General features: G+C 69.9%; 24 protein-coding genes and 1 tRNA gene. 14 read left to right on the forward strand and 11 right to left on the reverse strand.

The window, feature by feature from the left end:
• Nucleotides 1–272: 272 nt before the first annotated feature.
• Together EG812_RS01145 and EG812_RS01150 are read right to left on the reverse strand one after the other, a co-directional pair.
• Complete coding sequence (locus tag EG812_RS01145; RefSeq protein ID WP_013735009.1) at nucleotides 273–1,277, reverse strand: LLM class flavin-dependent oxidoreductase; 1,005 nt, start codon at nucleotides 1,275–1,277, stop codon at nucleotides 273–275.
• 55 nt (nucleotides 1,278–1,332) lie between these two features.
• Nucleotides 1,333–1,812 (reverse strand): Lrp/AsnC family transcriptional regulator, encoded by a 480-nt coding sequence (locus EG812_RS01150; protein ID WP_013735008.1) that lies wholly within the window; start codon nucleotides 1,810–1,812, stop codon nucleotides 1,333–1,335.
• A 102-nt stretch (nucleotides 1,813–1,914) separates the two neighbouring features.
• Here EG812_RS01150 and EG812_RS01155 point away from each other — a divergent pair, with 102 nt between their 5' ends.
• Nucleotides 1,915–3,072: a trans-sulfuration enzyme family protein gene (locus EG812_RS01155; protein ID WP_086011293.1), complete on the forward strand. Its 1,158-nt coding sequence runs from the start codon at nucleotides 1,915–1,917 to the stop codon at nucleotides 3,070–3,072.
• 33 nt (nucleotides 3,073–3,105) lie between these two features.
• Here EG812_RS01155 and EG812_RS01160 read toward each other — a convergent pair whose 3' ends face one another.
• Together EG812_RS01160 and EG812_RS01165 are read right to left on the reverse strand one after the other, a co-directional pair.
• A complete protein-coding gene (locus EG812_RS01160) occupies nucleotides 3,106–3,855 on the reverse strand; it encodes a transcriptional regulator (protein ID WP_126710498.1) in 750 nt (249 codons plus the stop codon).
• Between the two features lie 31 nt (nucleotides 3,856–3,886).
• Nucleotides 3,887–3,969 (reverse strand) — tRNA-Leu (locus EG812_RS01165).
• An 82-nt stretch (nucleotides 3,970–4,051) separates the two neighbouring features.
• Between EG812_RS01165 and EG812_RS01170 the strand changes: the two genes are divergently transcribed.
• The 11 genes from EG812_RS01170 (at nucleotide 4,052) to polA (ending at nucleotide 16,572) form a co-directional block, all read left to right on the forward strand.
• Complete coding sequence (locus EG812_RS01170) at nucleotides 4,052–4,672, forward strand: ANTAR domain-containing response regulator (protein WP_013735005.1); 621 nt, start codon at nucleotides 4,052–4,054, stop codon at nucleotides 4,670–4,672.
• 51 nt (nucleotides 4,673–4,723) lie between these two features.
• Nucleotides 4,724–5,875 carry a hypothetical protein gene (locus tag EG812_RS01175; RefSeq protein ID WP_126710499.1) on the forward strand — a complete coding sequence of 384 codons (1,152 nt, stop codon included), beginning with the start codon at nucleotides 4,724–4,726 and terminating at the stop codon, nucleotides 5,873–5,875.
• 273 nt (nucleotides 5,876–6,148) lie between these two features.
• Nucleotides 6,149–7,315, forward strand: coding sequence for a branched-chain amino acid ABC transporter substrate-binding protein (locus EG812_RS01180; RefSeq protein WP_126710500.1), 1,167 nt, complete (start codon nucleotides 6,149–6,151; stop codon nucleotides 7,313–7,315).
• 102 nt (nucleotides 7,316–7,417) lie between these two features.
• Nucleotides 7,418–8,371, forward strand: coding sequence for a branched-chain amino acid ABC transporter permease (locus EG812_RS01185; RefSeq protein ID WP_043721490.1), 954 nt, complete (start codon nucleotides 7,418–7,420; stop codon nucleotides 8,369–8,371).
• On the forward strand, nucleotides 8,368–9,477 hold the full coding sequence (locus tag EG812_RS01190; protein WP_013735001.1) for a branched-chain amino acid ABC transporter permease: 1,110 nt from the start codon (nucleotides 8,368–8,370) through the stop codon (nucleotides 9,475–9,477). The genes EG812_RS01185 and EG812_RS01190 overlap by 4 nt, the downstream gene beginning before the upstream one ends.
• On the forward strand, nucleotides 9,470–10,318 hold the full coding sequence (locus EG812_RS01195; protein ID WP_013735000.1) for an ABC transporter ATP-binding protein: 849 nt from the start codon (nucleotides 9,470–9,472) through the stop codon (nucleotides 10,316–10,318). The genes EG812_RS01190 and EG812_RS01195 overlap by 8 nt, the downstream gene beginning before the upstream one ends.
• The gene (locus tag EG812_RS01200; RefSeq protein ID WP_013734999.1) at nucleotides 10,302–11,018 is read left to right on the forward strand and encodes an ABC transporter ATP-binding protein; all 717 of its coding nucleotides are present in this window, start codon (nucleotides 10,302–10,304) and stop codon (nucleotides 11,016–11,018) included. Before EG812_RS01195 ends, EG812_RS01200 begins: the two co-directional genes overlap by 17 nt.
• Nucleotides 11,019–11,051: 33 nt before the next feature.
• Nucleotides 11,052–11,963: an ABC transporter substrate-binding protein gene (locus EG812_RS01205; protein WP_013734998.1), complete on the forward strand. Its 912-nt coding sequence runs from the start codon at nucleotides 11,052–11,054 to the stop codon at nucleotides 11,961–11,963.
• Between the two features lies 1 nt (nucleotide 11,964).
• Nucleotides 11,965–12,945 (forward strand): amino acid ABC transporter permease, encoded by a 981-nt coding sequence (locus EG812_RS01210; RefSeq protein ID WP_013734997.1) that lies wholly within the window; start codon nucleotides 11,965–11,967, stop codon nucleotides 12,943–12,945.
• The gene (locus tag EG812_RS01215; RefSeq protein ID WP_043721485.1) at nucleotides 12,942–13,751 is read left to right on the forward strand and encodes an amino acid ABC transporter ATP-binding protein; all 810 of its coding nucleotides are present in this window, start codon (nucleotides 12,942–12,944) and stop codon (nucleotides 13,749–13,751) included. Before EG812_RS01210 ends, EG812_RS01215 begins: the two co-directional genes overlap by 4 nt.
• 121 nt (nucleotides 13,752–13,872) lie before the next feature.
• Nucleotides 13,873–16,572, forward strand: coding sequence for a DNA polymerase I (gene polA, locus EG812_RS01220; protein ID WP_126710501.1), 2,700 nt, complete (start codon nucleotides 13,873–13,875; stop codon nucleotides 16,570–16,572).
• A 58-nt stretch (nucleotides 16,573–16,630) separates the two neighbouring features.
• Here the strand turns inward: polA and EG812_RS01225 are convergent, their stop codons facing one another.
• From EG812_RS01225 to EG812_RS01250, 6 genes are all read right to left on the reverse strand, one after another.
• Nucleotides 16,631–16,843 carry a MerR family transcriptional regulator gene (locus EG812_RS01225; protein WP_232510838.1) on the reverse strand — a complete coding sequence of 71 codons (213 nt, stop codon included), beginning with the start codon at nucleotides 16,841–16,843 and terminating at the stop codon, nucleotides 16,631–16,633.
• The gene (locus tag EG812_RS01230) at nucleotides 16,741–17,376 is read right to left on the reverse strand and encodes an SDR family oxidoreductase (protein WP_126710502.1); all 636 of its coding nucleotides are present in this window, start codon (nucleotides 17,374–17,376) and stop codon (nucleotides 16,741–16,743) included. Before EG812_RS01230 ends, EG812_RS01225 begins: the two co-directional genes overlap by 103 nt.
• 38 nt (nucleotides 17,377–17,414) lie before the next feature.
• On the reverse strand, nucleotides 17,415–17,837 hold the full coding sequence (locus EG812_RS01235) for a DUF3140 domain-containing protein (RefSeq protein ID WP_126710503.1): 423 nt from the start codon (nucleotides 17,835–17,837) through the stop codon (nucleotides 17,415–17,417).
• On the reverse strand, nucleotides 17,824–18,042 hold the full coding sequence (locus EG812_RS01240) for a hypervirulence associated TUDOR domain-containing protein (protein WP_013734991.1): 219 nt from the start codon (nucleotides 18,040–18,042) through the stop codon (nucleotides 17,824–17,826). The genes EG812_RS01235 and EG812_RS01240 overlap by 14 nt, the downstream gene beginning before the upstream one ends.
• A gap of 50 nt (nucleotides 18,043–18,092) precedes the next feature.
• Nucleotides 18,093–18,314: a PDDEXK family nuclease gene (locus EG812_RS01245; protein ID WP_126710504.1), complete on the reverse strand. Its 222-nt coding sequence runs from the start codon at nucleotides 18,312–18,314 to the stop codon at nucleotides 18,093–18,095.
• Nucleotides 18,315–18,415: 101 nt separating this feature from the next.
• Nucleotides 18,416–19,222 carry a class I SAM-dependent methyltransferase gene (locus EG812_RS01250; protein WP_013734989.1) on the reverse strand — a complete coding sequence of 269 codons (807 nt, stop codon included), beginning with the start codon at nucleotides 19,220–19,222 and terminating at the stop codon, nucleotides 18,416–18,418.
• 324 nt (nucleotides 19,223–19,546) lie between these two features.
• On the opposite strand from EG812_RS01250, the gene rpsA reads away from it, so the two are divergent.
• Together rpsA and coaE are read left to right on the forward strand one after the other, a co-directional pair.
• The gene (gene rpsA, locus EG812_RS01255; RefSeq protein ID WP_013734988.1) at nucleotides 19,547–21,034 is read left to right on the forward strand and encodes a 30S ribosomal protein S1; all 1,488 of its coding nucleotides are present in this window, start codon (nucleotides 19,547–19,549) and stop codon (nucleotides 21,032–21,034) included.
• Between the two features lie 196 nt (nucleotides 21,035–21,230).
• A complete protein-coding gene (gene coaE, locus EG812_RS01260) occupies nucleotides 21,231–22,412 on the forward strand; it encodes a dephospho-CoA kinase (protein WP_126710505.1) in 1,182 nt (393 codons plus the stop codon).
• Nucleotides 22,413–22,419: 7 nt separating this feature from the next.
• On the opposite strand, the gene EG812_RS01265 is transcribed toward coaE, so the two are convergent.
• Nucleotides 22,420–24,003 (reverse strand): hypothetical protein, encoded by a 1,584-nt coding sequence (locus EG812_RS01265; protein WP_233579332.1) that lies wholly within the window; start codon nucleotides 24,001–24,003, stop codon nucleotides 22,420–22,422.
• Nucleotides 24,004–24,236: the final 233 nt, after the last annotated feature.

Here is a 24,236-nt window from a genome sequence, read left to right on the forward strand (position 1 = left end):
GGAAAGCTGGGGTCTGGAGAAAGGGACAGGCACCGGGCCGCAATCGCGGAATCCGCTCAACTGCGGCCCGGTGCCCCACACCGCGGCACCCCCGACCCGTCCCGACCGGAGAGTGCCGTACCACCACCGGATATGAATCTAAGCGCACTCCGCGTCGCGGGGGTGACGCTCCCATGAAGATCGTGTTTCACGGCACAGAACCGCTGTGACCTGGGCCACCGTCACCGGCACGCCAGACCTGCCCGCCCCGCGCCCCACGCCTGTGCCTTCACTCAGCGTCGCAGGCCCCCGGCGACCCGCTCGGCGATCAACTCGAACGAACGCACCCGGTCGTCGATGTCGTACACCATCGTGGTGAGCATCAACTCGTCCGCCCCGGTACGCGCCAGCAGATCGCCCAACTGCCGGGCCACCGTCTCCGGCGAACCGGTCGCCTGCCCCTCACGCCGCTGCGCCACGAACTCCCGCTCCAGATCGGTGTACGGGTACGCCGCCGCCTCCTCGGGCGAGGCCAGCGGCTCCGGCCGCCCGGCACGCAACCGCAGGAACGACAACCCGGCCGGCCCCGCCAACCACTCGGCCCGCTCGTCGGTCTCCGCACAGACCGCGTTCACCGCCACCATCGCGTACGGCTGCTCCAGCCACCGCGACGGGCGGAAACTCTGCCGGTACAACGCCAACGCCGGCAGCGTGTGCTGCCCGCTGAAGTGATGCGCGAACGAGAACGGCAACCCCAACGCGCCGGCCAACTGGGCGCTGAACCCGCTGGAGCCCAACAGCCACACCGCCGGCCGCTGACCGCGCCCCGGCGAGGCCATGATCCGCCCCGACCGGTCCTCGTCGAAGAAGTCCATCAACGCGGCCAACTCCTGGGGGAACTTCTCCGCCGACAGCCCCTCCATCGTCCGGCGCAACGCCAGCGCGGTCACCTGATCCGTGCCCGGCGCCCGCCCGATGCCCAGATCGATGCGGCCCGGATGCAGCGCCTCCAGGGTGCCGAACTGCTCGGCCACCACCAGCGGCGCGTGGTTGGGCAGCATCACCCCACCCGAACCCAGCCGGATCCGACTGGTGTGTGCGGCCAGATGCGCGATCAGCACCGCCGGCGCCGACGACGCGATCGCCGGCATGTTGTGGTGCTCGGCCACCCAGAACCGGTGATAACCCAGTTCGTCGGTGCGCCGCGCCAACTCGGTGGTGTGCCGCAACGCCTCACCGGCGGAGGCGCCGGCGGCGACGGGGGCGAGGTCCAGAACAGAAAGCGGTACGTCGATCACAGCGGCTGCCAACCCGCGAGATGCCGGTTTTGTTCCCGCCGGGACCTGGACGTGATCAGCCCGACCCGCGCGCCTGCTCGAAGATCAGGCTGGTCTGGGTGTGCTGCACCGCCGGATCCACCGCCAGATGATCCAGTACGAAGTCCCGCAGCGCCTCGGCCGAGGCGGCCCGCACATGCAGCACGTAATCCTCCGCCCCCGCCACGTGGAACACCGACACCACCCCCGGTAGCCGTACCGAACGGGCCCGGAAGGCGTCCACCGCCGCCCGCGCGTGCTCGGTCAGCCGTACCGACACCAGCGCCTGCAACGGCAGACCCAGCGCGGCCGGATCCACGTCCGCGTAGAACCCGCGGATCGCCCCGCTCTCCCGCAACGCCCGGGTACGCGCCAGACAGGTCGACGGGGCCACCCCCACCCGCTCGGCCAGGGCGTTGTTCGGCAGCCGCCCGTCGGCGGACAACTCCGTCAGGATCGCGCGGTCGGTGTCGTCGAGGCCGGTGAACGGCCGTAGAACATTCGATGCGGGGGGCATGAAGTGATCTTCCATCGAACAAGTGCGCACCGGGAAGGGGGTCGTTACGAATTAGTTTCGAATCTGTTGCCAAAGATGAACCGGTCATTCGATCCTTGCGGCATGACGACCGTGGACACCCGAGCCGTGCACGCCGGCCGTGAAGACCTCACCGGCCTCGGCGTCCACGTGCCGCCCATCGACCTGTCGACCACCAACCCCCTGCCCTCGGTCGACGGCGGCGGCGACGCGTACGAGGCACTCGCCACCGGCAACCCACTACCCGCCGGCGCCAGCGCCGTCTACCAACGGCTCTGGAACCCCACCGTGGCCCGCTTCGAAACCGCCCTCGCCGAACTGGAAGGCACCGCCGAGGCCGTCGCCTACGCCAGCGGCATGGCCGCCCTCACCGCCGCCGTACTCGCCGCCACCCGCGACGGCAGACGCCACCTGGTCGCCGTACGCCCCCTCTACGGCGGCACCGACCACATCCTGGCCACCGGCCTGCTCGGCACCGAGGTCACCTGGGCCCGACCCGACCAGGTCGCCGCCGCCATCCGCCCGGACACCGCCCTGGTGATCGCCGAAACCCCGGCCAACCCCACCCTCGACCTGCTCGACATCGCCGCCCTGGCCGAAGCCGCCGGGGACGTGCCGCTGCTGATCGACAACACCGTCGCCACCCCGATCCTCCAACAACCCGCCCGGCACGGCGCCCGGCTCGTGCTGCACAGCGCCACCAAGAGCATCGGCGGCCACGGCGACGTCCTCGCCGGAGTGGTCGCCTGCGACACCGAATGGGCCGCCCGGCTACGTCAGGTCCGCGCCGTCACCGGCGCCATCCTGCACCCCCTCGGCGGCTACCTGCTGCACCGTGGCCTGCAGACCCTGCCGCTGCGGGTCCGCGCCCAGCAGGCCGGTGCGGAGAAACTCGCCGCCTGGCTCAGTGAACACCCCGCCGTCACCCGGGTACACCACCCCGGCCTCGACGACCCCGCCGGGCTCGTCGGCCGGCAGATGTCCGGCCCCGGCAGCCTGCTCGCCTTCGAGGTACGCGGCGGCGCCCCCGCCGCCGCAGCCGTCGCCGGCACCTGCCAGCTCATCACCCACGCGGTCTCGCTCGGCGGAGTCGACACCCTCATCCAGCACCCGGCATCGCTGACCCACCGACCCGTCGAGGGCGACGCCAAACCCGCCGCCGCCCTGCTGCGCCTCTCCGTCGGCCTGGAGGACCCCGAGGACCTGCGCGAAGACCTGGCCCGGGCGCTCGCCGCAACCTGACACCCGGCCGCGCCGCCACGGACGGTCCGGGGTTCACGACTTCGGGCCGACGTGGCGGTCCAGTGCGGCGACCGCCTCACGACGCGCGACCGAGAGACTGTTGCGGCGGTTCATCGCCCACGCGACGCCGAGCAGGTCCAGCGCCCACTGGCACAGGCCCATGATGTCGGAGGACTCGTTGACGAACATGTAGCGGGGGTAGGCGTACTCCCGGCCCCTGACGGTGACCCGGTTCGACACCCGACAACCGTCGGAGTGGAAGAGCCCACGTACGAAGTGGCCTGCCTGGGGGGTCAGGATGTCGCGCTGCCAGGCGGTGAGGACGATGGGTCGCTGGTGCTTCTTTCCCGGGCCGTGCTGCGGGATGAGGCACGGCCAGTGCTTGCCGGTGCTCTGCACCGCCACACAGCCCTGCTTCTGAATCCGTTGGATCCGGTTCGCGAGTACGGCTCTCATCGCGGCATCGCATGCCTCGATCAGGTTCGGCCAGGTGTCGGTGCAATAGATGCGCAGCACCGGCACCCGGTCACTCGTGACGAGATGCCCGTCGCCGAGGTAGAGGCCGAGCAGGTAGGCGTACGCGGTGGGATCGGTGGGACCCGTCAACTCCGGCCGGCAGCGGAAACAGCGGACGGCGCTGTTGACCTGGGTCGGCTCGGGCCGGTCGACGCACCAGTGCCACACCGTGGTGTAGGGCAGGTCCAGGCTGCGGGCTACCGAGCGGATGTTGTGGCCTCGGGCGCGGAGTGCACGAACCCGCGCCCGGATCTCCGGTGGATGCACATCGACATCCTCGAACGCCTGTATGACAAAGTGCCGGGAGCGGGATTCGAACCCGCAAGCCCTTTCGGGCAGAAGTGTTTGAGACTTCCGTGTATGCCGTTCCACCATCCCGGCGAGTGAGGCTTACTGTACCCGACTACTCTCGTGCGAGAGCATGGGTGGGTAGCCGTGCAGGAAACGATGGTGGGAGTGGCTCGTGGCCGAGACGCAGACGGATGCCGCGCGCAGGCGGGTACTGATCGCCGAGGACGAGGCGCTGATCCGGCTGGACCTGGCCGAGATGCTGGCCGAGGAGGGCTACGAGGTGGTCGGGGAGGCCGGCGACGGCGAGACCGCCGTCCGGCTGGCCGAGGAGCTCAAGCCCGATCTGGTGATCCTCGACATCAAGATGCCGATCATGGACGGGCTGGCCGCCGCTGAGCGGATCGCCGGGTCCCGGATCGCTCCGGTGATCATTCTGACCGCCTTCAGTCAGCGTGACCTGGTCGAGCGGGCGCGGGCGGCAGGTGCGATGGCGTACCTGGTCAAGCCGTTCCAGAAGAGCGATCTGGTGCCGGCGGTGGAGATCGCGCTGTCCCGCTACTCGGAGATCGCCGCGTTGGAGGCCGAGGTCGCCGGGCTGACCGACCGGTTGGAGGTCCGTAAGACCGTCGAGCGGGCCAAGGGTGCGCTGATGACCACGTACAACATGACCGAGCCGCAGGCCTTCAAGTGGATCCAGCGTACGGCGATGGATCACCGGATGACCATGAAGGAGGTCTCCGAGCGGATTCTCGCCGAGACCGCCGGCGGTGAGGTGACGCAGCCGGCTCCCTGAGTCGGCTTTGCGACGGGCGCGGCGAGGGGCCGGGGTCGATAGCATCGATCCGTGGTGATCCGGCGGTGGGTCGCGGTCGTCGCCGCCGTGGCGGTGACGTCGGCCGGCTGCTCCCGACCGGCCGCCGAGCCCGCCGAGCCGGCGCCGGTGCGCCCGGCCTGGCAGGCGATGGCCTTGCCGGCGACGTCCGGGGACTCCGCCCGGCTCCTGGTTCGGGACGCGACCGTCTGCGCCGGGCGGTGGTACGCCGTCGGTGCGCTCGCCGATCCGGCGGGACGGAACGCACCGGCCGTCTGGTCCACGGTGGATGGTCTGATCTGGTCACCGATCCGGCTTGTGCCGTCGAGTGTGTACGGTGCCCGGCACGTGCTCTACGCGGTGGCCTGCCGGGATGCGCGGTTGGTGGCGTTGGGCGCGGCGAGCGGTGGCGCGCACGGGAATCCGCGTACCGCCACCTGGATGCTGCACCCGGACGGCGCGTTACGTGAGGTGGGGGCCGGGTTCGAATTGTTCGGCGGGCCGCGGGCGGTGAGTGTGTCCCGGGTGGCGGCCGGGCCGCGGGAGTGGCTGCTGGTGGGTGCCCGGGTGGCCGGGGCGGCGGTGTGGAGTTCCGGTGATGGTGAGCGTTTCGCGGTGCACGAGGCGTTGCCGGGGCTGGCCAGCGATGATCGGGGTCGGACGGTGGCGTACGACGCGGTGGCGGTGCCCTCGGGCTGGGTGTTGGTGGGTGCGGTGTTGACGCCGGGTGCCGTGCCGGTGGCGTGGACGTCGTCGGATGCGCGGGTGTGGCGGCGGGCGGTGTTGCCGGGAGTGGACGGTCCAGGTCAGGCGCAGCGGGTGGTGGCCGCCGACGGTGCGGTGCTGGCGGTCGGTCCGGTGCGTACGGGCTTCGGGGTGTGGCGGTTGGCGGAGCCGGGTTGGCGGTGGGTCGGCGGGTTCGGTGGTGGTCGGGGTGCGTTGTCGGTGCGTGCTCTGGTGGCTTCGGCCGGCCTGGTCGTGGCGGTGAGCATCGACGCTGATGGTCACCGTCTGTGGTGCTCGGATGATCTCGGGGAGTCGTGGCGCCCGGTGAACCTGCCGGTGGCGGTGCCGTCGGGGGATACGGGGCTGGTGGTGGCGCTCGAAGAAGGTCGGCTTATGGTGTTTGCGGATACGGGAGTCGGGTCTCGCGCCTGGTGGGCGCACCTCCCGGCGGGTTGCTGAAGGAAGATCATTCGGCAGCGGTTGTCACCGATAAAACGAAGGCGAATTGGCCTCGTGGCCGATCAATCAACGGTTCCCTCTTACAGCGATCGCACCCTATCCACCACGGCGTGTAACGGTTCGGTCAACGGCCCCTTCCGGGGCTTACGTCGTGCCTGCACCGTGGGATAACGTCCGGCCCCAGACCGGCGACGACGGTCTGGTTCGTCCGCCCCCGCAATGGCCAATTGGTAGCGGGTGGTTCGGGCCATGGGACTGAGGAGGGTTCGGGCCTTGAGGCAGAAGCTCGCACGTTTGGTCGGTGGGGTGGCGATCGCCGCGCTCGCCCTTGGCGGTACGGCCGCCTGCAAGTCTGACAGTGGAACCGACGAGGCCAGCGGCGGTGACGGCTGCGGCAGCAAGATCGCCTTCTTCGGCGCGCTGACCGGCCCGAACGCGGCCCTGGGCATCAACATGAACGGCGGCGTCAAGCTCGCCGTCGACAAGTACAACAAGGAGAACGCGGACTGCCAGGTGACCCTGGTGCCGCTGGACTCCCAGGGTAACCCGGAGCAGGCGCCGGGTCTGGCCCAGCAGGCGATCGACGACACCAAGATCCTCGGCATCGTCGGTCCGGCGTTCTCGGGTGAGTCGGAGGCGGCCAACCCGCTGTTCTCCGAGGCCGAGCTGGTGCACATCACCCCGTCGGCGACCCGGCCGAGCCTGGCCGACCAGGGCTGGAAGACCTTCTTCCGGGCGGTCGGTAGCGACTTCAGCCAGGGCCCGGCCGCCGGTCGGTACATCAAGGACGTGCTGAAGGCCGAGAAGGTCTTCGTCATCGACGACCAGTCGGCGTACGGCGCCGGTCTGGCCGACGAGGTCAAGAAGGTCCTGGGCGCGGCCGTTGTCGACAGCGACAAGGTCCAGGGCGACGGCAAGCAGAACGACTTCTCGGCGACCGTCACCAAGGTCAAGTCCTCGGGCGCGACCGCGATCTTCTACGGCGGCTACTACCAGGAGGCCGGCCTGATCCGCAAGCAGCTCACCGCTGCTGGCGTCACCGCCGTCCTGGTCGCCGGTGACGGCGTCAACGACGCCGCCTACATCGAGGGCGCCGGTGCGGCGGCGGCTGAGGGCACCATCCTCACCTGCCCCTGCCAGCCGGCCACCGAGGCGCGCGGCAGCTTCGTCGACGACTTCAAGGCCCTCAATGGCAGCGACCCGGGCACCTACAGCGACACCGCCTTCGACGCGGCGAACATCCTGCTGGCCGGTATCAAGGCCGGTAACACCACCCGCACCAAGATGCTGGAGTTCGTGAAGGGCTACAGCGGCGAGGGCGTGGCGGCGAGCTACAAGTTCACCGAGACCGGTGAGCTGGACCCGGCTCAGGTCAAGGTCTGGGCGTACAAGGTCGAGGGCGGCAAGGTTGTTCCGGACCAGGAGGTCCCGAAGGCCTGACCGGTCCCGTAACGGTTCCGCTGTGATCGTGGGGTGCGGCCGGGGAGCACCTTTCCCGGCCGCACCTTCACTGTCTTCCCTTCCTGTACGGAGTGCCCTTCCTTGAACTTCAACGCCCTATTCTCCGATTTCGGGGGATATACGATAACCGGGCTGACGGTGGGCGCCATTTATGCCCTCGTCGCGCTGGGTTACACGCTGGTCTACGGCGTGCTGAGACTCATCAACTTCGCCCACTCCGAGGTTTTCATCGCCGGTGCCTTCGCCGCGATCTGGGGTTGGGCCGCACTCGGTCTGGATCGTGACTCGGTAGCCAGCGGCTTCGGCTCGATCATCCTTTATCTTCTGGTCGGTGCGCTGATAGCCGCGGTGGCGTCCGCGGGCACCGCGACGGTGGTCGAACGGGTGGCGTACCGGCCGTTGCGTAAGCGCAACGCCCCACCGCTGGCCTTCCTGATCACCGCGATCGGCGCCTCGATCGCGATCGCCGAGGCGTTCGGCATCTACACCCGGCGGCTCCCGGTCGGTGCGCCCACCATCGTCAAGCCCGACCTCGTGCTGTTCGAGGTCGCCGGTACCGAAGTGACCGTGGTGCAGGTGCTGGTCATCGTGTCGGCGCTGGCGATGATGGTCGCGCTGGACCTGTTCATCAACCGCAGCCGGATCGGTCGGGGCATCCGCGCGGTCGCGCAGGACCAGAACACCGCGGCGCTGATGGGCATCAACAAGGACCGGATCATCCTGGTGGTCTTCATCATCGGTGGTGTGATGGCCGGTGTCGCCGGGATGCTCTACGACATCCGGATCGGCACCCTGACCTACAGTGTCGGCTTCCTGCTCGGGTTGAAGGCGTTCACCGCGGCGGTTCTGGGCGGCATCGGCAACCTGCGCGGTGCGCTGGTCGGCGGCCTGCTGCTCGGCCTGGTCGAGAACTACGCGTCGGCCTTGTTCGGCGCGAACTGGAAGGACCTGGTCGCCTTCGTCGTCCTGGTCGTGCTGCTGATGTTCCGGCCGACCGGTCTGCTGGGCGAGTCGTTGGGGAGGGCCCGCGCATGACAAGCGTGAGGGAATGGATCGACTCGGGTCGCCACGCGGTCAGTGACCGCTGGCACAACGCACCCCGCTGGATGCGATGGGCCGTCATCGCGGCAGTGATCGTGTTCTTCTACGCATTGCCGAACCGGGAGTTCTACCAGTGGCTCGGGCCGATCCCGACCACCGGGTCGAACTTCGGGCAGGTGCTCTTCACCATCTCCATCTACGTGCTGCTGGCCGTCGGTCTGAACATCGTGGTCGGTTTCGCCGGCCTGCTCGACCTCGGCTACTTCGGCTTCTTCGCGGTCGGCGCGTACACGGTGGCGGTGTTGACGTCGCCGAGCAGCGACCTCAAGACGCTCTGGCCGTGGCTGTTGGCCCTGCCGGTGGCGCTCGTGCTCACCATGATCTCCGGCGTGATGCTGGGTACCCCGACGCTGCGGCTGCGGGGCGACTACCTGGCCATCGTGACCCTCGGTTTCGCCGAGATGATCCGGGTGGCGGCGACCAGCTCCGAGTTCCTCAAGGGGCAGCGGGGCTTCAACCAGATCCCGCACCCGCCGGGCAGCTACTCCGACGGCAAGCCGATCTTCGGTGTGCTGGACCCGCGGCCGTACTACTGGCTGGTGCTGACGCTGATCATCCTGGTGGTCATCGGGGTGCGGAACCTCAACCGCAGCCGGGTCGGCCGGGCCTGGATCTCGATCCGGGAGGACGAGGACGCGGCGCAGCTGATGGGTGTGCCGACGTTCAAGTTCAAGCTCTGGGCGTTCGCCTCGGGTGCGTTCATCGGTGGTCTGGCCGGGGCGCTCTTCGCCGGCAAGCAGAACTTCGTCAGCTCGCAGAACCTGGAGCTGCTCAACTCGATCATCATTCTGGCCGCGGTCATTCTGGGCGGCTCGGGCAACATCGTCGGCGCGATCGTCGGTGGCGGCCTGGTGGCGTACATGATCGAGCGGTTCCGTGGCATCGAGTTCTTCGGCGTCGAGCTGTACGAGTACCGATTCATGTTCTTCGGCCTGGTGCTGGTGGTCATGATGATCTTCCGGCCGCAGGGCTTGATTCCGAACCGACGAAGGGCGGCGGAGTTCAAGGACCGTCGCAAGGAGGTGATCGTCGGTGGGTGAGACCGTGCAGAAGCCGACCGTTCCTGAGCAGGCCGGTGCCCCGGCGGTGGAGTCCACCGCCAAACGGGAGCCGCTGCTGGAGGTTGACCACGTCACGCTGCGTTTCGGTGGCGTGGTGGCCCTCAACGACGTGAACTTCACCCTCTACAAGGGTGAGATTCTCGGTCTGATCGGCCCCAACGGCGCCGGCAAGACCACCTGCTTCAACGCGATGACCGGCATCTACCAGCCCTCCGAGGGTGAGATCCGGTTCCGTGGTGAGCGGATCACCGGCAAGAAGAAGCACCACATCACCAAGATGGGCATGGCGCGGACGTTCCAGAACATCCGCCTGTTCCCGGAGATGACCGCGCTGGAGAACATCCAGGTGGGCGCGGACGCGCACCACAAGACCAGCGTCCTGTCCGCGCTGTTCCGGCTGCCCCGGCACCGCCGGGAGGAACGCGACGGGCTGCAGAAGGCCGAGCGGCTGCTGGAGTTCGTCGGCATCCCGCACCGGATGCACGACGCCGCCCGCAACCTGTCGTACGGCGAGCAGCGCCGGCTGGAGATCGCGCGGGCGCTGGCCACCGACCCGGTACTGCTCTGCCTGGACGAGCCGGCTGCCGGCTTCAACCCGGCCGAGAAGGAGGAGCTGCTCCAGCTCATCCGCAAGATCCGGGACCAGGGCATCACCGTGCTGCTCATCGAGCACGACATGCGTCTGGTCATGGGAGTGACCGACCGGATCGTCGTGCTGGAGTTCGGAAAGAAGATCGCTGATGGGCTCCCCGCCGAGGTGCGTGAGGATCACCGGGTGATCGCGGCTTACCTGGGGGTGCCGGATGACGACGCTGCTTGAGATCGAGGACGTCAGTCTGCTCTACGGGCGGATCAAGGCGCTGCACGGCATCAGCCTGACCGTCAACGAGGGTGAGATCGTGGCCCTGATCGGTGCCAACGGCGCCGGCAAGTCCACCACGATGCGGGCCATCTCCGGCATCCGGCCGATCGCCTCCGGGCGGATCGTGTTCAACGGTGAGGACATCAGCAAGCTCCGGGCCGACCTGCGGGTACGGCGTGGGCTGTGCCAGGCACCCGAGGGTCGGGGCATCTTCCCCGGCATGACGGTGATGGAGAACCTGGACATGGGTGCCTACACCCGGCGGGACCGCGCCGAGGTGGCCAAGGACCTGGCGAAGGTGCTGGATCTGTTCCCCCGGCTGGCCGAGCGGCGCAAGCAGGTCGGTGGCACGCTCTCCGGCGGTGAGCAGCAGATGCTGGCGGTGGGTCGGGCGTTGATGAGCCGGCCCAAGCTGCTGCTGCTCGACGAGCCGTCGATGGGTCTGGCGCCGATGCTGATCCAGCAGATCTTCAGCATCATCACGGAGATCAACCAGCAGGGCACCACGATCCTGCTGGTGGAGCAGAACGCACAGCAGGCTCTGGCTCGGGCGCACCGCGCGTACGTGCTGGAGACCGGCCGGATCGTCAAGGAAGGCAGTGGGGCCGACCTGCTGCACGACCCGGCCGTCAAAGAGGCCTACCTCGGCGTGGCCTGAACGGGCGTCACCCCTCTTCGCAAGGAGTACGACATGTTCAACCTCAAGGGTCGTCGCCGGGCCGTCATCGGTGTCGCTGGTGCGGCGCTGCTCACCCTCTCGATGGCGGCCTGCGGCGAGCAGGAGAGCAGCAACGAGCCCGGTACGGGTCCGTCCGTCTCGGCCGCGCCGGACAACGATCTCGCCGCCAAGGTGCCCGACGCGATCAAGGCCGACGGTGTGATCAAGGTTGGCACCGATGCGACGTACGCCCCGGCGGAGTTCCTGGACACCGACGGCAGCACCGTGATCGGCTTCGACGTGGAGCTGTTCAACGCGGTCGCGCAGAAGCTGGGCCTGAAGGCGGAGTACGAGTCGGCGCCGTTCGACGCGATCCTGCCGGGCGTGCAGTCCGGGAAGTACGAGATCGGGGTCTCCTCGTTCACCATCAACGCCGACCGGTTGCAGTCGGTGAACATGGTGAGCTACTTCTCCGCCGGCACCCAGTGGGCCACCAAGGCCGGTAACCCGGCTCAGGTGGACCCGGACAACGCCTGCGGCAAGAAGATCGCCGTGCAGGTCGGCACCGTGCAGCTCGACGACATCACCGCCCGGTCGAAGGCGTGCACCGACGCCGGCAAGCCGGAGATCACCATCGATCAGTACCAGGCGCAGAGCGACGCGACGGCCGCCGTGGTCAGCGGCAAGAACGACGCCATGCTGGCCGACTCGCCGGTCGGGGCGTACGCGGTGAAGCAGAGCAACGGCCAGCTGGAGGTGCTCGGCGACATCTACGAGTCGGCGCCGTACGGCTACGCGGTCCCCAAGGACCAGACCGCCTTCGCCGAGGTGCTGAAGGAGGCCGTGCAGGCGGTCATCGCCGACGGCAGCTACAAGGCGGCGCTGGAGAAGTGGGGCGTCGAGGGTGGGGCCATCACCACGTCGGAACTGAACCCCGCCGGCTGACATGTCAGTCGACACCGATTCACCCGAACGGGCACGGCCGGAACCCATCCAGGCCGTGCCCGTGCGGCATCCCGGGCGGTGGGTAGCCGTCGCCGTGATCGGGGTGCTGGTGGCCATGTTCGTGCACCTGCTGGTGACGAACGAGGCGTTCAACTGGTCGTTCATGATCGACAACATGTTCCGGCCGCCGATCATGGCCGGTGTCCGCGGCAGCCTCGCGCTGCTGGTGACGTCCATGCTGATCGGCATCGTGCTGGGTGTGGTCATCGCGATCATGCGCCTGTCGGGGAACCCGATCCTGCGCGGCGTCGCGTGGGCGTACACCTGGTTCTTCCGGGCGGTGCCCCGGTTGGTGCTGGCGATCCTCTTCGGCAACCTGGGCCTGCTGTGGTCCCGGATCGAGTTCGGGTTGCCCTTCGACCGGCAGATCGGCGCGCTGTTCGGGGTGCAGGACTTCCAGGCGCGGCTGTTCGGCTTCTCGGCGAGGGACCTGCTCACCGGTTTCGTCGCCGGCATGCTCGCGCTCGGGCTCTCCGAGGCCGCCTACATGGCGGAGATCGTCCGGGCCGGCATCCAGTCGGTCGACGAGGGACAGACCGAGGCGGCCCAGGCGCTGGGCATGACCCAGGGGCAGATCCTGCGCCGGATCGTCCTGCCGCAGGCCATGCGGGTGATCGTCCCGCCGACCGGCAACGAGACCATCGCGATGCTCAAGGACACCTCGCTGGTGGCCTTCGTGCCGGTCTCCACCGAACTGTTCTTCCAGCTGAGAGCCGTCGGTAGCCGAACCTTCCAGGTCTTCCCGATGCTTGTCGCGGCGACCCTGTGGTACCTGCTGTTGAGCAGTGTGCTGCTGGTCGGGCAGTACTACCTGGAGCGGCACTTCGCCAGGGGCAGCGGTCGCGCCGGTCAGGCCAAGGCCCGGCTGCGGGGCATGGCGGTCGGTGGCGGCGGCGCCGCCGGAGGGGCGGGGGGCGTATGACGCAGGCGAGCGTGCCGGCCCAGGCCGGCGTCCCGGCCTCCGAGTCCGGGCCGATGGTACGAGCCGAACAGGTGCACAAGTCGTTCGGCTCGATCGAGGTGCTCAAGGGCATCGACCTTGAGGTACGCGCCGGGGAGGTGTGCTGCCTGCTCGGGCCCTCCGGCTCGGGCAAGTCGACCTTCCTGCGCTGCATCAACCACCTGGAGAAGATCAACGCTGGGCGGATCTGGGTGGACGGCGACCTGATCGGCTACCGGGAGCGGGGCGGCAAGCTGCACGAGATGCGGGAGAAGGAGGTCGCCGCCCAGCGTCAGGCCATCGGCATGGTGTTCCAGCGGTTCAACCTGTTCCCGCACAAGACCGCGCTGGAGAACGTCACCGAGGCGCCGCTGCTGGTGCGCAGGGAGAAGCGGGCCGAGGTCCGCGACCGGGCGGTGGCACTGTTGGAACGGGTCGGCCTGGGTGACAAGCTGGGCAACTACCCGAGCCAGCTCTCCGGTGGGCAGCAGCAGCGGGTGGCCATCGCCCGCGCCCTGGCCATGCAGCCCAAGCTGATGCTCTTCGACGAGCCGACCAGCGCGCTGGACCCGGAGCTGGTCGGCGAGGTCCTCGACGTGATGAAGGACCTGGCCCGCGACGGCATGACGATGATCGTGGTCACCCACGAGATCGGCTTCGCCCGCGAGGTCGGCGACTCCCTGGTCTTCATGGACGGCGGCGTGGTGGTCGAGCAGGGCAACCCCCGCGAGGTGATCGCCAACCCGCAACACGACCGCACCAAGGCCTTCCTGGCCAAGGTGCTCTGACCTGCCCTGCGTCGATCGTGGGGTTGGCGGCAGTTCATTGCCGCCGACCCCAGGATCAGCGGATGAGGGTGCCGCGAGGCGGCGGCGGGAGTTGTCGGCGGTACGGACTAGAGTCGCCACCGTGACAGCTACGACGCCGCGCCTGCTCCTCGTCGACGGACACTCCCTGGCATACCGGGCATTCTTCGCCCTGCCTGTGGAAAACTTCTCCACCACGACGGGGCAGCCGACCAACGCGGTCTACGGCTTCACCTCGATGCTGATCAACGTGCTGCGCGACGAGCAGCCCACCCACATCGTGGTCGCCTTCGACGTGTCCCGTCGCTCCTTCCGCACCGAGAAGTACGCGGAGTACAAGGCCGGCCGCAGCGAGACCCCGACCGACTTCAAGGGCCAGGTCAGCCTGGTCAAGGAGGTTCTCGCGGCGCTGCGGATCCCGGTGGTGGAGAAGGAGGGCTACGAGGCCGACGACATCATCGCCACCCTGGCCTGCCAGGCCCGCGACCAGGGCATGCCGGTGCTGATCTCCACCGGCGACCGGGACGCCTTCCAACTCGTCGACGAGCAGATCACCGTGCTCTACCCCCGCAAGGGCGTCTCCGACCTGGCCCGGATGGATCCGGCCGCGGTCGAGGCGAAGTACGGTGTCGGCCCCGGCCGCTACCGGGATCTGGCCGCGCTTGTCGGCGAGACCAGCGACAACCTCCCGGGCGTGCCCGGCGTCGGCCCGAAGACCGCCGCCAAGTGGATCAACACGTACGGCGGGGTGGAGGGCATCATCGCCCGCGCCGACGAGATCAAGGGCAAGGCCGGCGACAGCCTGCGGGAGCGGCTCGCCGACGTGATCCGCAACTACGAGATCAACTGCCTGGTCGCCGACCTGGACCTGCCGATCCGCCCCGAGGACGCCCGCTGGCAGGGGTGGGACCGGGAGGCGGTGCACCAGGTCTTCGACACCCTCCAGTTCCGCATCCTGCGCGACCGCCTCTACCAGTACCTCGACGCCGTCGAGCCGGAGGCCGAGGCGGGCTTCGACCTGACCGGTGAGGTGCTCACCGCGCCCGGTGCGCTGACCGGCTGGCTGGAGACGCACGCGTCGCCGGGCACCCCGGTCGGGGTGGCGGTCAAGCTGGACACCGGCCCCAACCGGCGGCACACCGCCACCGTCACCGGCCTGGCCCTGGCCACCGCCGACGGCGCGGCGGCCTGGTTCGACCCGAGCAGGCTCGACGAGAGCGACGAGGCGGCGCTGGCCGGCTGGCTGGCCGACGAGACCCGCCCCAAGGTGTTGCACGACAGCAAGCCCGCCGTACTCGCCTTCGCCGCGCACGGCTGGTCTCTGGCCGGCATCGCCCGGGACACCCAGATCGCGGCCTATCTGGCCCGCCCCGACCAACGCTCCTACGACCTGACCGACCTGGCCCTGCGTTACCTGCACCGGGAGCTGCGGGTCGACGTTCCCGACGACGGCCAACTCACCCTCGACGGGCTCGGCGGCGACGGCGAGGCCGAGCAGAACCTCATGCTGCACGCCCGGGCCACCCTCGACCTGGCCGACGCGATAGACGCCGAACTGTCCCGTGACGGGGAGCAGTCCGCGCGGCTGATGGCCGGGGTGGAGCTGCCGTTGATGCGGGTGCTGGCCGGCATGGAGCGCGTCGGCATCGCCGCCGACACCGACTACCTGTCCGAGTTGGAGGCGCACTTCGCCGCCGAGGTGAAGGCCGCCGCCCAGGCCGCGTACGCGGTGATCGGTCGGGAATTCAACCTGGGCTCGCCCAAACAGCTCCAGGAGATCCTCTTCGGTGAGCTGAACCTGCCCAAGACCAAGAAGATCAAGACGGGTTACACCACCGACGCCGACGCGTTGCAATGGCTCTACGCGCAGACCGAGCATCCCCTGCTGCACCACCTGCTGCGCCACCGCGACGTGGCCCGGCTCAAGTCGACGGTGGACGGTCTGCTCAAGTCGGTCTCCGACGACGGGCGCATCCACACCACCTTCAACCAGACGGTGGCCGCCACCGGCCGGCTCTCCTCCACCGAGCCCAACCTGCAGAACATCCCCATCCGCACCGAGGAGGGACGGCGCATCCGCCGCGCCTTCGTGGTGGGGGAGGGCTACGAATGCCTGCTCACCGCCGACTACAGCCAGATCGAGATGCGGATCATGGCGCATCTCTCCGGTGACGAGGCGCTGATCGAGGCCTTCAACTCCGGGCACGACTTCCACGCGGCCACCGCCTCCTCGGTGTTCGAGGTGGCGGTCGCCGAGGTCACCCCGGACCAGCGGCGCAAGATCAAAGCAATGAACTACGGCCTGGCGTACGGGCTGAGCGCCTTCGGCCTGTCCCAACAGCTCGGCATCACCGCCGAGGAGGCGCGCGGGCTGATGGAGGTCTATTTCGCCGGGTTCGGTGGGGTCCGCGACTACCTTCAGGAGGTGGTCGCCCGAGCCCGTCAGGACGGCTACACCTCCACCATCCTGGGCCGCCGCCGCTACCTGCCCGATCTGGTCAGCGACAACCGGCAGCGCCGGGAGATGGCCGAGCGGATGGCCCTCAACGCCCCGATCCAGGGCTCGGCGGCCGATATCATCAAGGTCGCCATGCTGCACGTCGACACCGCCCTGCGTGACGCCGGGCTGCGGTCCCGGATGCTGCTCCAGGTGCACGACGAACTCGTCTTCGAGGTCGCCCCGGGGGAGCGGGCAACCCTGGAGGAGTTGGTCCGCCGCGAGATGGGCGGGGCGTACCCGCTCTCCGTACCTTTGGAAGTCTCCGTCGGCGAGGGCCGCGACTGGAACAGCGCCGACCACTGACATCTCGACCAGATCTTGGTACGAAAGTGCCCTTATGGGGGCGGTTTCGTACCAAGGTCTAATCGACGCCGTCGAGAGCGGCGGCGAGCAGGTGTCGGATGTTGCGGACCCGGGTCACGGTGCTCGCGTCGTAGCACCGGTAGCCGTTGGCGGCGCGGCGCGATTCGATCAGACCGTGCTGCTCGTAGTGGCGCAACGCCCGAGGGGTGCTGCCGGTGGCCCTGGCCAGTTCCCCGATCCGCATCCGTCGACGCCGTTCCCTTTGTGCCATCCCGCCGACCTGCCAGCCGAGCTCCCGTCTGTGGGCCCAGCCCCGTCTGTGGGCCGAGCCCCGTCTGTGGGCCCAGCCTGTCTGCCAGCCGAGCCCGCGACGGGCGAAGCCGGCTGAGCGGAGCGAGCCTGTCGGCACTGACGTATCGTCGTCGCGGGCCCGAGACGGGGAAGCACGGGGCGACCAGGCACCGCTGCGGCGAGCAGGTTCGTGGCGAGCTGGGCGTGGGTCGCTGCCTCGTCCAGGCCCGCGAGCCGGCCGGCACCGGCGATCCCCGCGTTGTTGACCAACACGTCCAACCGGCCGTACCTGTCGAGTGCGGCGTTGACCACCCGGCGGGGCGCGTCGGCAGCGGTCACGTCGACAGCCAACGGGGCGATCAGCGGGTGGCCGGTCGCGGTGTCGGCGAGCGGCGCACCTCGGCGGCCGACCGCCAGCACCTGGGCGCCGTCGGCGCTGAACCCTCGGGCGGTGGCGCGGCCGATGCCGGTGCCGGCACCGGTGACGACGACTCTGCGCGGCACATCGTTCATGCCGTCGATCCTGCGACCCTGCGCCTGCCCGTCAGTCGTCAGGCCGGTCGGGGCCGGCGGGCCTCCGGCGGGGCCCCGTGCCGTTGGAGGGCCTTGCGGGAGGGGCCGCCGGGCGGCGGCAGTTTGGCCTTGACCGGGTCGTGGCCCCAGTTCATCAGGGAGTAGCGCCACCGGGTCGCCCGTACGTCGCCGCTGGGTCGTTGGGCCATGTGTCGCCGGACATACCCGACGACCTTGCGCATGTGTTTGTAGTCGGCCTCGGTGAGCTGGTCGCGTTTGCGCCGCAGCAGGTCGATGATTCTCCGGCCGGACTGGTGGCCGACCGACTCTCCGCCGCCCTTGTGCCAGCCGACCTGTTTGGACTCCTCGGTCTCCAACCAGGTGGACAGCTCACCGGGCTTCATGTTCACCGCCTCGGTGAACTCCCGGTAGGTCTGGTCGGGATCGTCACGACCGCTCACGACGCAACACCTCCGGCCGGTGGGCGACGTCCCTGCCCGAGTCGTCGTTGGTGATCCGGTACTGCGGGTCCTCCGGGGAGGCGTTCACCGGGTGTCCTCGGACGTGGGTGCGTTCGGTGAGCTTCTCCTTGACGACCCCGTACGCCCGGCCGCTGTGGCTGGCCCAGGAGACATGGTCGCCGGTGTGGAACTCCGTGTCGGCCATGCCGTCGGGTTACCCGAGGTCGGCGGAGGAAAACGACCAGCGGGTACGGGCTACGGGACGATCTCGGCGCTCGGCAGTTTGATGTCGAAGGGTTCGGTCAGCTCGACCAGGTCGGCGCTGTCCGCGGCGAGTTCGTACTCTCGCTCCCCGCCCGGCCCGATCCGGTACGCGTACAGGTGCACCGGGTCCTGTTCGATGCGCCAGTAGAACGGGATGCCGGCGGCGGCGTACTCGTGCAGTCGGCACGCTGCCGCCGCATCGGATCCGGACACCAGGGGCCAGGTGATGTCGGAATGGGCTCGGCGCCCATGAGGCCGAGCGTACCGCCGCTGATGGCCCTCCAGGTCTTACCGGGAGTGCGGTGCGGCTCCGCTCAGTCGGTGGGTTTCTCGCTGACGAAGATGGCGGTGCCGGGGAAGAGGCGGCCTCGCAGCGGGCTCCACTGCCCCCAGATCCCCTCGTGCCCCTCCGGCCACTCCGGTTCCACCAGGTCCAGCAGCCGGAAACCGGCGCCGACCAGCTCGCGGACCCGGTCGCCGAGGGTGCGGTGCTGCTCGACGTAGCTGGCCGCGCCCTGCTCGTCCTGTTCCACGTACGGGCGGGTGTCGAAGTACGAGTGCACCGCGGTCAGCCCGCCCTCGCCCGGGTCGTCCAGGAAGATCCAGCGCATCGGGTGGGTGACCGAGAAGACCCATCGGCCCCCGGGGCGCAGCACCCGGTGCACCTCGCGCATCAACGCCGCCGAGTCGGCGACGAAGGGCACCGCTCCGAAGGCGGTGCAGGCGAGGTCGAAGCTGGCGTCGCGGAAGGGCAGCGCCAGGGCGTCGGCCTGGGCCAGGGGTACGCGTACCCCGGTGCGCTCGGCGGCCTGGACGGCGTGGCGCAACATGCCGGCGGAGAGGTCCACGGCGACCGGCCGGGCGCCCTCGGTGGCCAGCCAGCGGGCGCACGAGGCGGCTCCGCAGCCGACCTCCAGCACCCGGCGTCCGGCCACCTCGCCGAGGAGCCGGGCGTCGGCCTCGCGCAGCCCCTCCGGGCACCAGACGAAGTCCACCTCGCCGAGGAAGTGTCCGTGTTCGGCCTGGTACGCGTCGGCGTCGGCGTCCCACCAGTGGCGGTTGGCGCGGCGTGCCTCGGTGTCGTCCACCCGGCGCCGGGTCACCCGGTTGTCGTCGTCCACCCGTTCACGCTAGGCCCCTGGGCCGCGCGGGCTCGGGGCGGCCCGGCGTCGGCTGTGGCCCTCCGGGCGAAATCTCCGCTTTCGCGGGTGGTGCGGTGATGAGGAGACGGGAGGGCTTGCACGCTGTGGTAATGCAGCGGGTAGGGTATTGGATGCGCTCGCGGATCGTGTGCCTCGGCAGGGAGCAGGTGCGCGGTCGACGGAGTCACATCAAGAACTCGTTACGCGATTTTTGGGTGGGCCCGCCGGCGGATCCGTTGGCGCGCACAGGTCACCGCGACACCAGCCTGCTGTGACACACATCCGACCGGAGCAACCGCCCACATGACGAGCAGCATCGAGGCCCCCTCGAGCGCCACCAAGGTCACCGTCGACGACCTCGGCTCCGAGGAAGCTTTCCTCGCCGCGATCGACGAGACCATCAAGTACTTCAACGACGGCGACATTGTCGAAGGCACCGTCGTCAAGGTCGACCGGGACGAGGTCCTGCTCGACATCGGCTACAAGACCGAGGGTGTCATCCCCTCTCGGGAGTTGTCGATCAAGCACGATGTGGATCCGGCAGAGGTCGTCTCGGTCGGTGACCACATCGAGGCCCTGGTCCTCCAGAAGGAGGACAAGGAGGGGCGGCTGATCCTCTCCAAGAAGCGGGCGCAGTACGAGCGGGCCTGGGGCACGATCGAAAAGATCAAGGACGAGGACGGTGTCGTCCGCGGTTCGGTCATCGAGGTGGTCAAGGGTGGCCTCATCCTCGACATCGGGCTGCGCGGCTTCCTGCCGGCCTCCCTGGTCGAGATGCGGCGGGTGCGCGACCTGCAGCCGTACGTCGGCCGCGAGCTCGAAGCCAAGATCATCGAGCTGGACAAGAACCGCAACAACGTGGTCCTGTCCCGCCGGGCGTGGCTGGAGCAGACGCAGTCCGAGGTGCGCACCGAGTTCCTCAACAAGCTCCAGAAGGGGCAGGTCCGCAAGGGCGTCGTCTCCTCGATCGTCAACTTCGGCGCGTTCGTCGACCTGGGCGGCGTGGACGGCCTGGTGCACGTCTCCGAGCTGTCCTGGAAGCACATCGACCACCCGTCCGAGGTCGTCGAGGTGGGCCAGGAGGTCGAGGTCGAGGTCCTGGACGTCGACCTGGACCGCGAGCGGGTCTCGCTGTCGCTGAAGGCGACCCAGGAGGACCCGTGGCGGCAGTTCGCCCGCACCCACGCGATCCAGCAGATCGTGCCGGGTAAGGTCACCAAGCTGGTGCCGTTCGGTGCGTTCGTCCGGGTGGACGACGGCATCGAGGGCCTGGTCCACATCTCCGAGCTGGCCGAGCGTCACGTGGAGATCCCGGAGCAGGTCGTCCAGGTCGGCTCCGAGGTCATGGTCAAGGTCATCGACATCGACCTGGAGCGCCGCCGGATCTCGCTGTCGCTCAAGCAGGCCAACGAGGGCTTCGTCGAGGGCGAGGAGCACTTCGACCCGACCCTCTACGGCATGGCCGCGACCTACGACGCCGAGGGCAACTACATCTACCCGGAGGGCTTCGACCCGGAGACGGGCGAGTGGCTCGAGGGGTACGACAAGCAGCGCGAGGCGTGGGAGAACCAGTACGCCGAGGCGCGGCAGCGCTGGGAGGCGCACCAGAAGCAGGTGCAGACCTCTCGGGCCGCCGAGGCCGAGGCCGCTGCCAACCCGCAGCCCGCCGCCACCGGCACCACCACCACGACCAGCGCGGCACCCAGCCGCCAGGCCGAGGAGCCCGCTGGCACGCTGGCCACCGACGAGGCGCTCGCCGCTCTGCGCGAGAAGCTCGCCGGCGGTAAGTGACCCGCTAGGCAACACCGCAGGGCCCCGCTTCGACCCGGATCTCCGGGTCCGAGGCGGGGCCCTCGCCATCTGCGGATGCGGGTGGGGCGCACCAGGCCCACCTCGGGGCACTCGCGGCTGTGAATGAGGCTCGCCGGGCGCGGACATGGCGGGCTCCTGTTTGGCGGTGCGGCGATGATCGGGTTGACTGAGTGCCGTGCTGAAGGTGGGGTTGACCGGCGGGATCGGTTCGGGCAAGAGCGCGGTGGCGCGGCGGCTGGTCGAGCGCGGCGCGGTGCTCGTCGATGCCGACCAACTCTCCCGGGAGGTGGTGGCCCCGGGCACCGACGGGCTGGCCGAGGTGGTGGCCGCCTTCTCCGCGCGGGTACTGGACGCCGACGGCGCCCTCGACCGGGCCGCGCTCGCCGACGTGGTCTTCACCGACGAGGCTGCCCGCCGCCGGTTGGAGGCGATCGTTCACCGCCGGGTGCGGGCGCGTACCGCCGAGCTGGTCGCTGCTGCGGCACCCGACGCCGTGGTGGTCAACGACGTACCGCTGCTGGCGGAGGTGGGGCTGGCACCCACGTACCACCTTGTGGTTGTGGTGCAGACGGCGCTGGCGACCCGGTTGCAGCGGCTGACCCTCGACCGGGGGATGAGCCGCGCGGACGCCGAGCGGCGCATCGCCGGCCAGGCCGACGACGCGAGTCGGGCCGCGGTGGCGGACGTGCTGCTCAGCAACGACGGCACCCTGGCGCAGCTGCACACGGCGGTCGACGCGCTCTGGGACGACCGCCTGGTGCCCTACGAGGAGAACGTGCGGCATCGGCGGGCGGTCCGGGCGCAGCGGGTGACGCTTACCGAACCGGATCCGACCTGGCCGCAGCAGTACGCCCGGCTGGCCGCCCGGATCCGGCACGCGATCGCCCCGGCGGACCTGCGGATCGACCACATCGGCTCCACCGCGGTGCCGGAGCTGGCAGCCAAGGACGTCATCGACATCCAACTCGGCGTGCCGTCCCTGGCCGAGGCCGATGGGCCGCTGGCGCAGCGACTCGCCGACGCCGGTTTCCCCCGGATGCCCGGTGACTGGTGGGACACCCCACGGCAGGCGGGCACCGGCCGGTGGGAGAAGCGCCTGCACGGCAGCGCCGACCCGGCCCGTCCGGTCCACCTGCACCTGCGGGTGACCGGGTCACCCGGTTGGCGGTACGCCCTGCTGATGCGCGACCACCTGCGGGCCGATCCGGACCGGCGGGCCGCCTATCTGATGCTCAAGCGGGAACTGGCGGCCTCGGCACCGGACAGCGGGACGTACGCGACGGCGAAGGACCCGTGGTTCGACGAGGAGCACCTGCGGGCGGAGGCGTGGGCGGCCAGGACCGGATGGCGTCCGTAGCCTGCGGTCAGCGAGCCTTGGTCGGCCTGGTCAACGAGGGCACCCGGCCGGGTGTCAGGTCGAGTTGGGCCCAGGCGCCGGCCTTGCTCGGCAGCTCCAACCGGCGGAGCAGGCCGGACCGGTCGATCCAGTAACGGGTCCGGCCGGCGCCGGTGCCGACCTCGACGACGTCGACCACGGTGCCGGCGAGGTTGTCGCCGCGTACCCGGTGCGGGTTGCCGGTCGGACCACCGCCGCGGGCGGCGCGTAGCGCCCGCGCCACGAGTGGGTCCAGCGCGTCGGTGCGGTGCGCGCCGGCCCGCCATCCGGTGGCCGGTGGTGGCAGCGGCGGTGGGCCCGCCTGGTCGTCCGACGCTGACGCGTCGATCCGGGTGACGCCGGTGCGGTCCCGGCGGACCAGGGTGCGGGGGGAATCGGGGCTGTCCAGGTCGGTGACGCCGAGGTAGGCGGTGCCCGAGGTCCAGCTCAACCAGCCGGTGCCGCGTAGGTTGGCGTCGGCCGACGCGGGCAGGGTCAGGGTGACGGCGGCACCACCGGCGGCCCGTAACCGGGCGGGTAGGTGCAGCCATCTGTCGCGTTCGGCGGTGGTGAGGGCGCGGGGCAAGCCGGGACGGCCGCCCAGCGCGTCGACCGGCCGCAGGGTCGGCCGATCGGTGCGGTTCAGGTGTACGGTGACCCGCCCGAGCGCGGCGACCGTGGTTTCCAGCCGGTGCAGCCGTCCGGCGCTGTCCAGCCAGTAGCGGGTGGTGCCCGCTGCGCCGGTGCCCGGCGGGGCGGCCTCCAGGATGTCGACGTCCTCCCCGTTTCGTCGGTCCCGACCGACCCACCGGCCCGACAGGTCCTCGGCCGGGTCGGGACGTTCGGCGCTGAGCGCGAAGATCATGGTCAGCAGCGGGGTGAGCCGTTGCTCCGCAGGGATCCGCCAGCCGTCGACCGGAGGGATCAGCGGCGGCATTGCGGGTGCCGGTACCGCGGTGGGGTCGGGCCGGGACACCAGCACGGCGGGGCTGGCCTGCGCCAGACCGCGCAGCGCGCCGGCACCGGGCCCACCCACGTCGACGTAGACCAGTTGCCGGGCCCAGTCGACCCAGCCGAGCAGGTCGGTGCGGTTCGTGCCGGTGCCGATCGTGATGTGCAACCCGGCGCGCAGGTCGCGCTGGTTGGTCACCCGCATGACCGCCAACCGGTCCCGTTCGGCCGAGGTCATGTCGCGGGCCGCAGGCTCGTCCGGGGGCCAGGTGACCAGGGTGAGCACCAGCATGACGGCGGAGAGCACGGCGGTGAGCGCGAGCCCGGTCAGGGTGAGCCGCCGTCGCCGGGCGGACCTCTGCCGGGCCTCGTCGGCCTCCTCGTCGGCCCCGGCGAGGTCGTCGTCGGCTGCGTCGGCGCCGGTGGGGTCGGTGGCTGAAGCGAGCAGGCGGTGGGAGAGCGCGGCACGGCGGGTGCCGGCACGTCCGGGCAGGCCGGCGGCCGGCGATCCGTCGAGTCCGATGCCGGCGGGGGGCCCGATGCCGGCGCGATGTCGGCGTGGGCCGGCGCGGTGCCGATTGTCGCTTCGGGCACCGGACGTCGGTCGCGAACTGTTCTCCACGGAGGGTGAACGCCTCGGACCGGGATCGGGTGACGACATAGGGGCGCTCGCGGCGGCCGGTCTGCGCGTCGTCCGCGCGACCACGTCGGGTGCGCACGCCGCAAATCCGGGTGCTGCGACCCCACTGCGCCGGCGGCAGCATGACCTGTGTGGCCCGCCACCTGCCCGGTCGGCCGCCGCGAGCGGCCTACGGGGAAAGGGTAGCCGGGTGAGAAGAACCACACAATGCGAAT

It is taken from the genome of Verrucosispora sp. FIM060022 (assembly GCF_003977705.1).
Taxonomy (GTDB): domain Bacteria; phylum Actinomycetota; class Actinomycetes; order Mycobacteriales; family Micromonosporaceae; genus Micromonospora; species Micromonospora gifhornensis.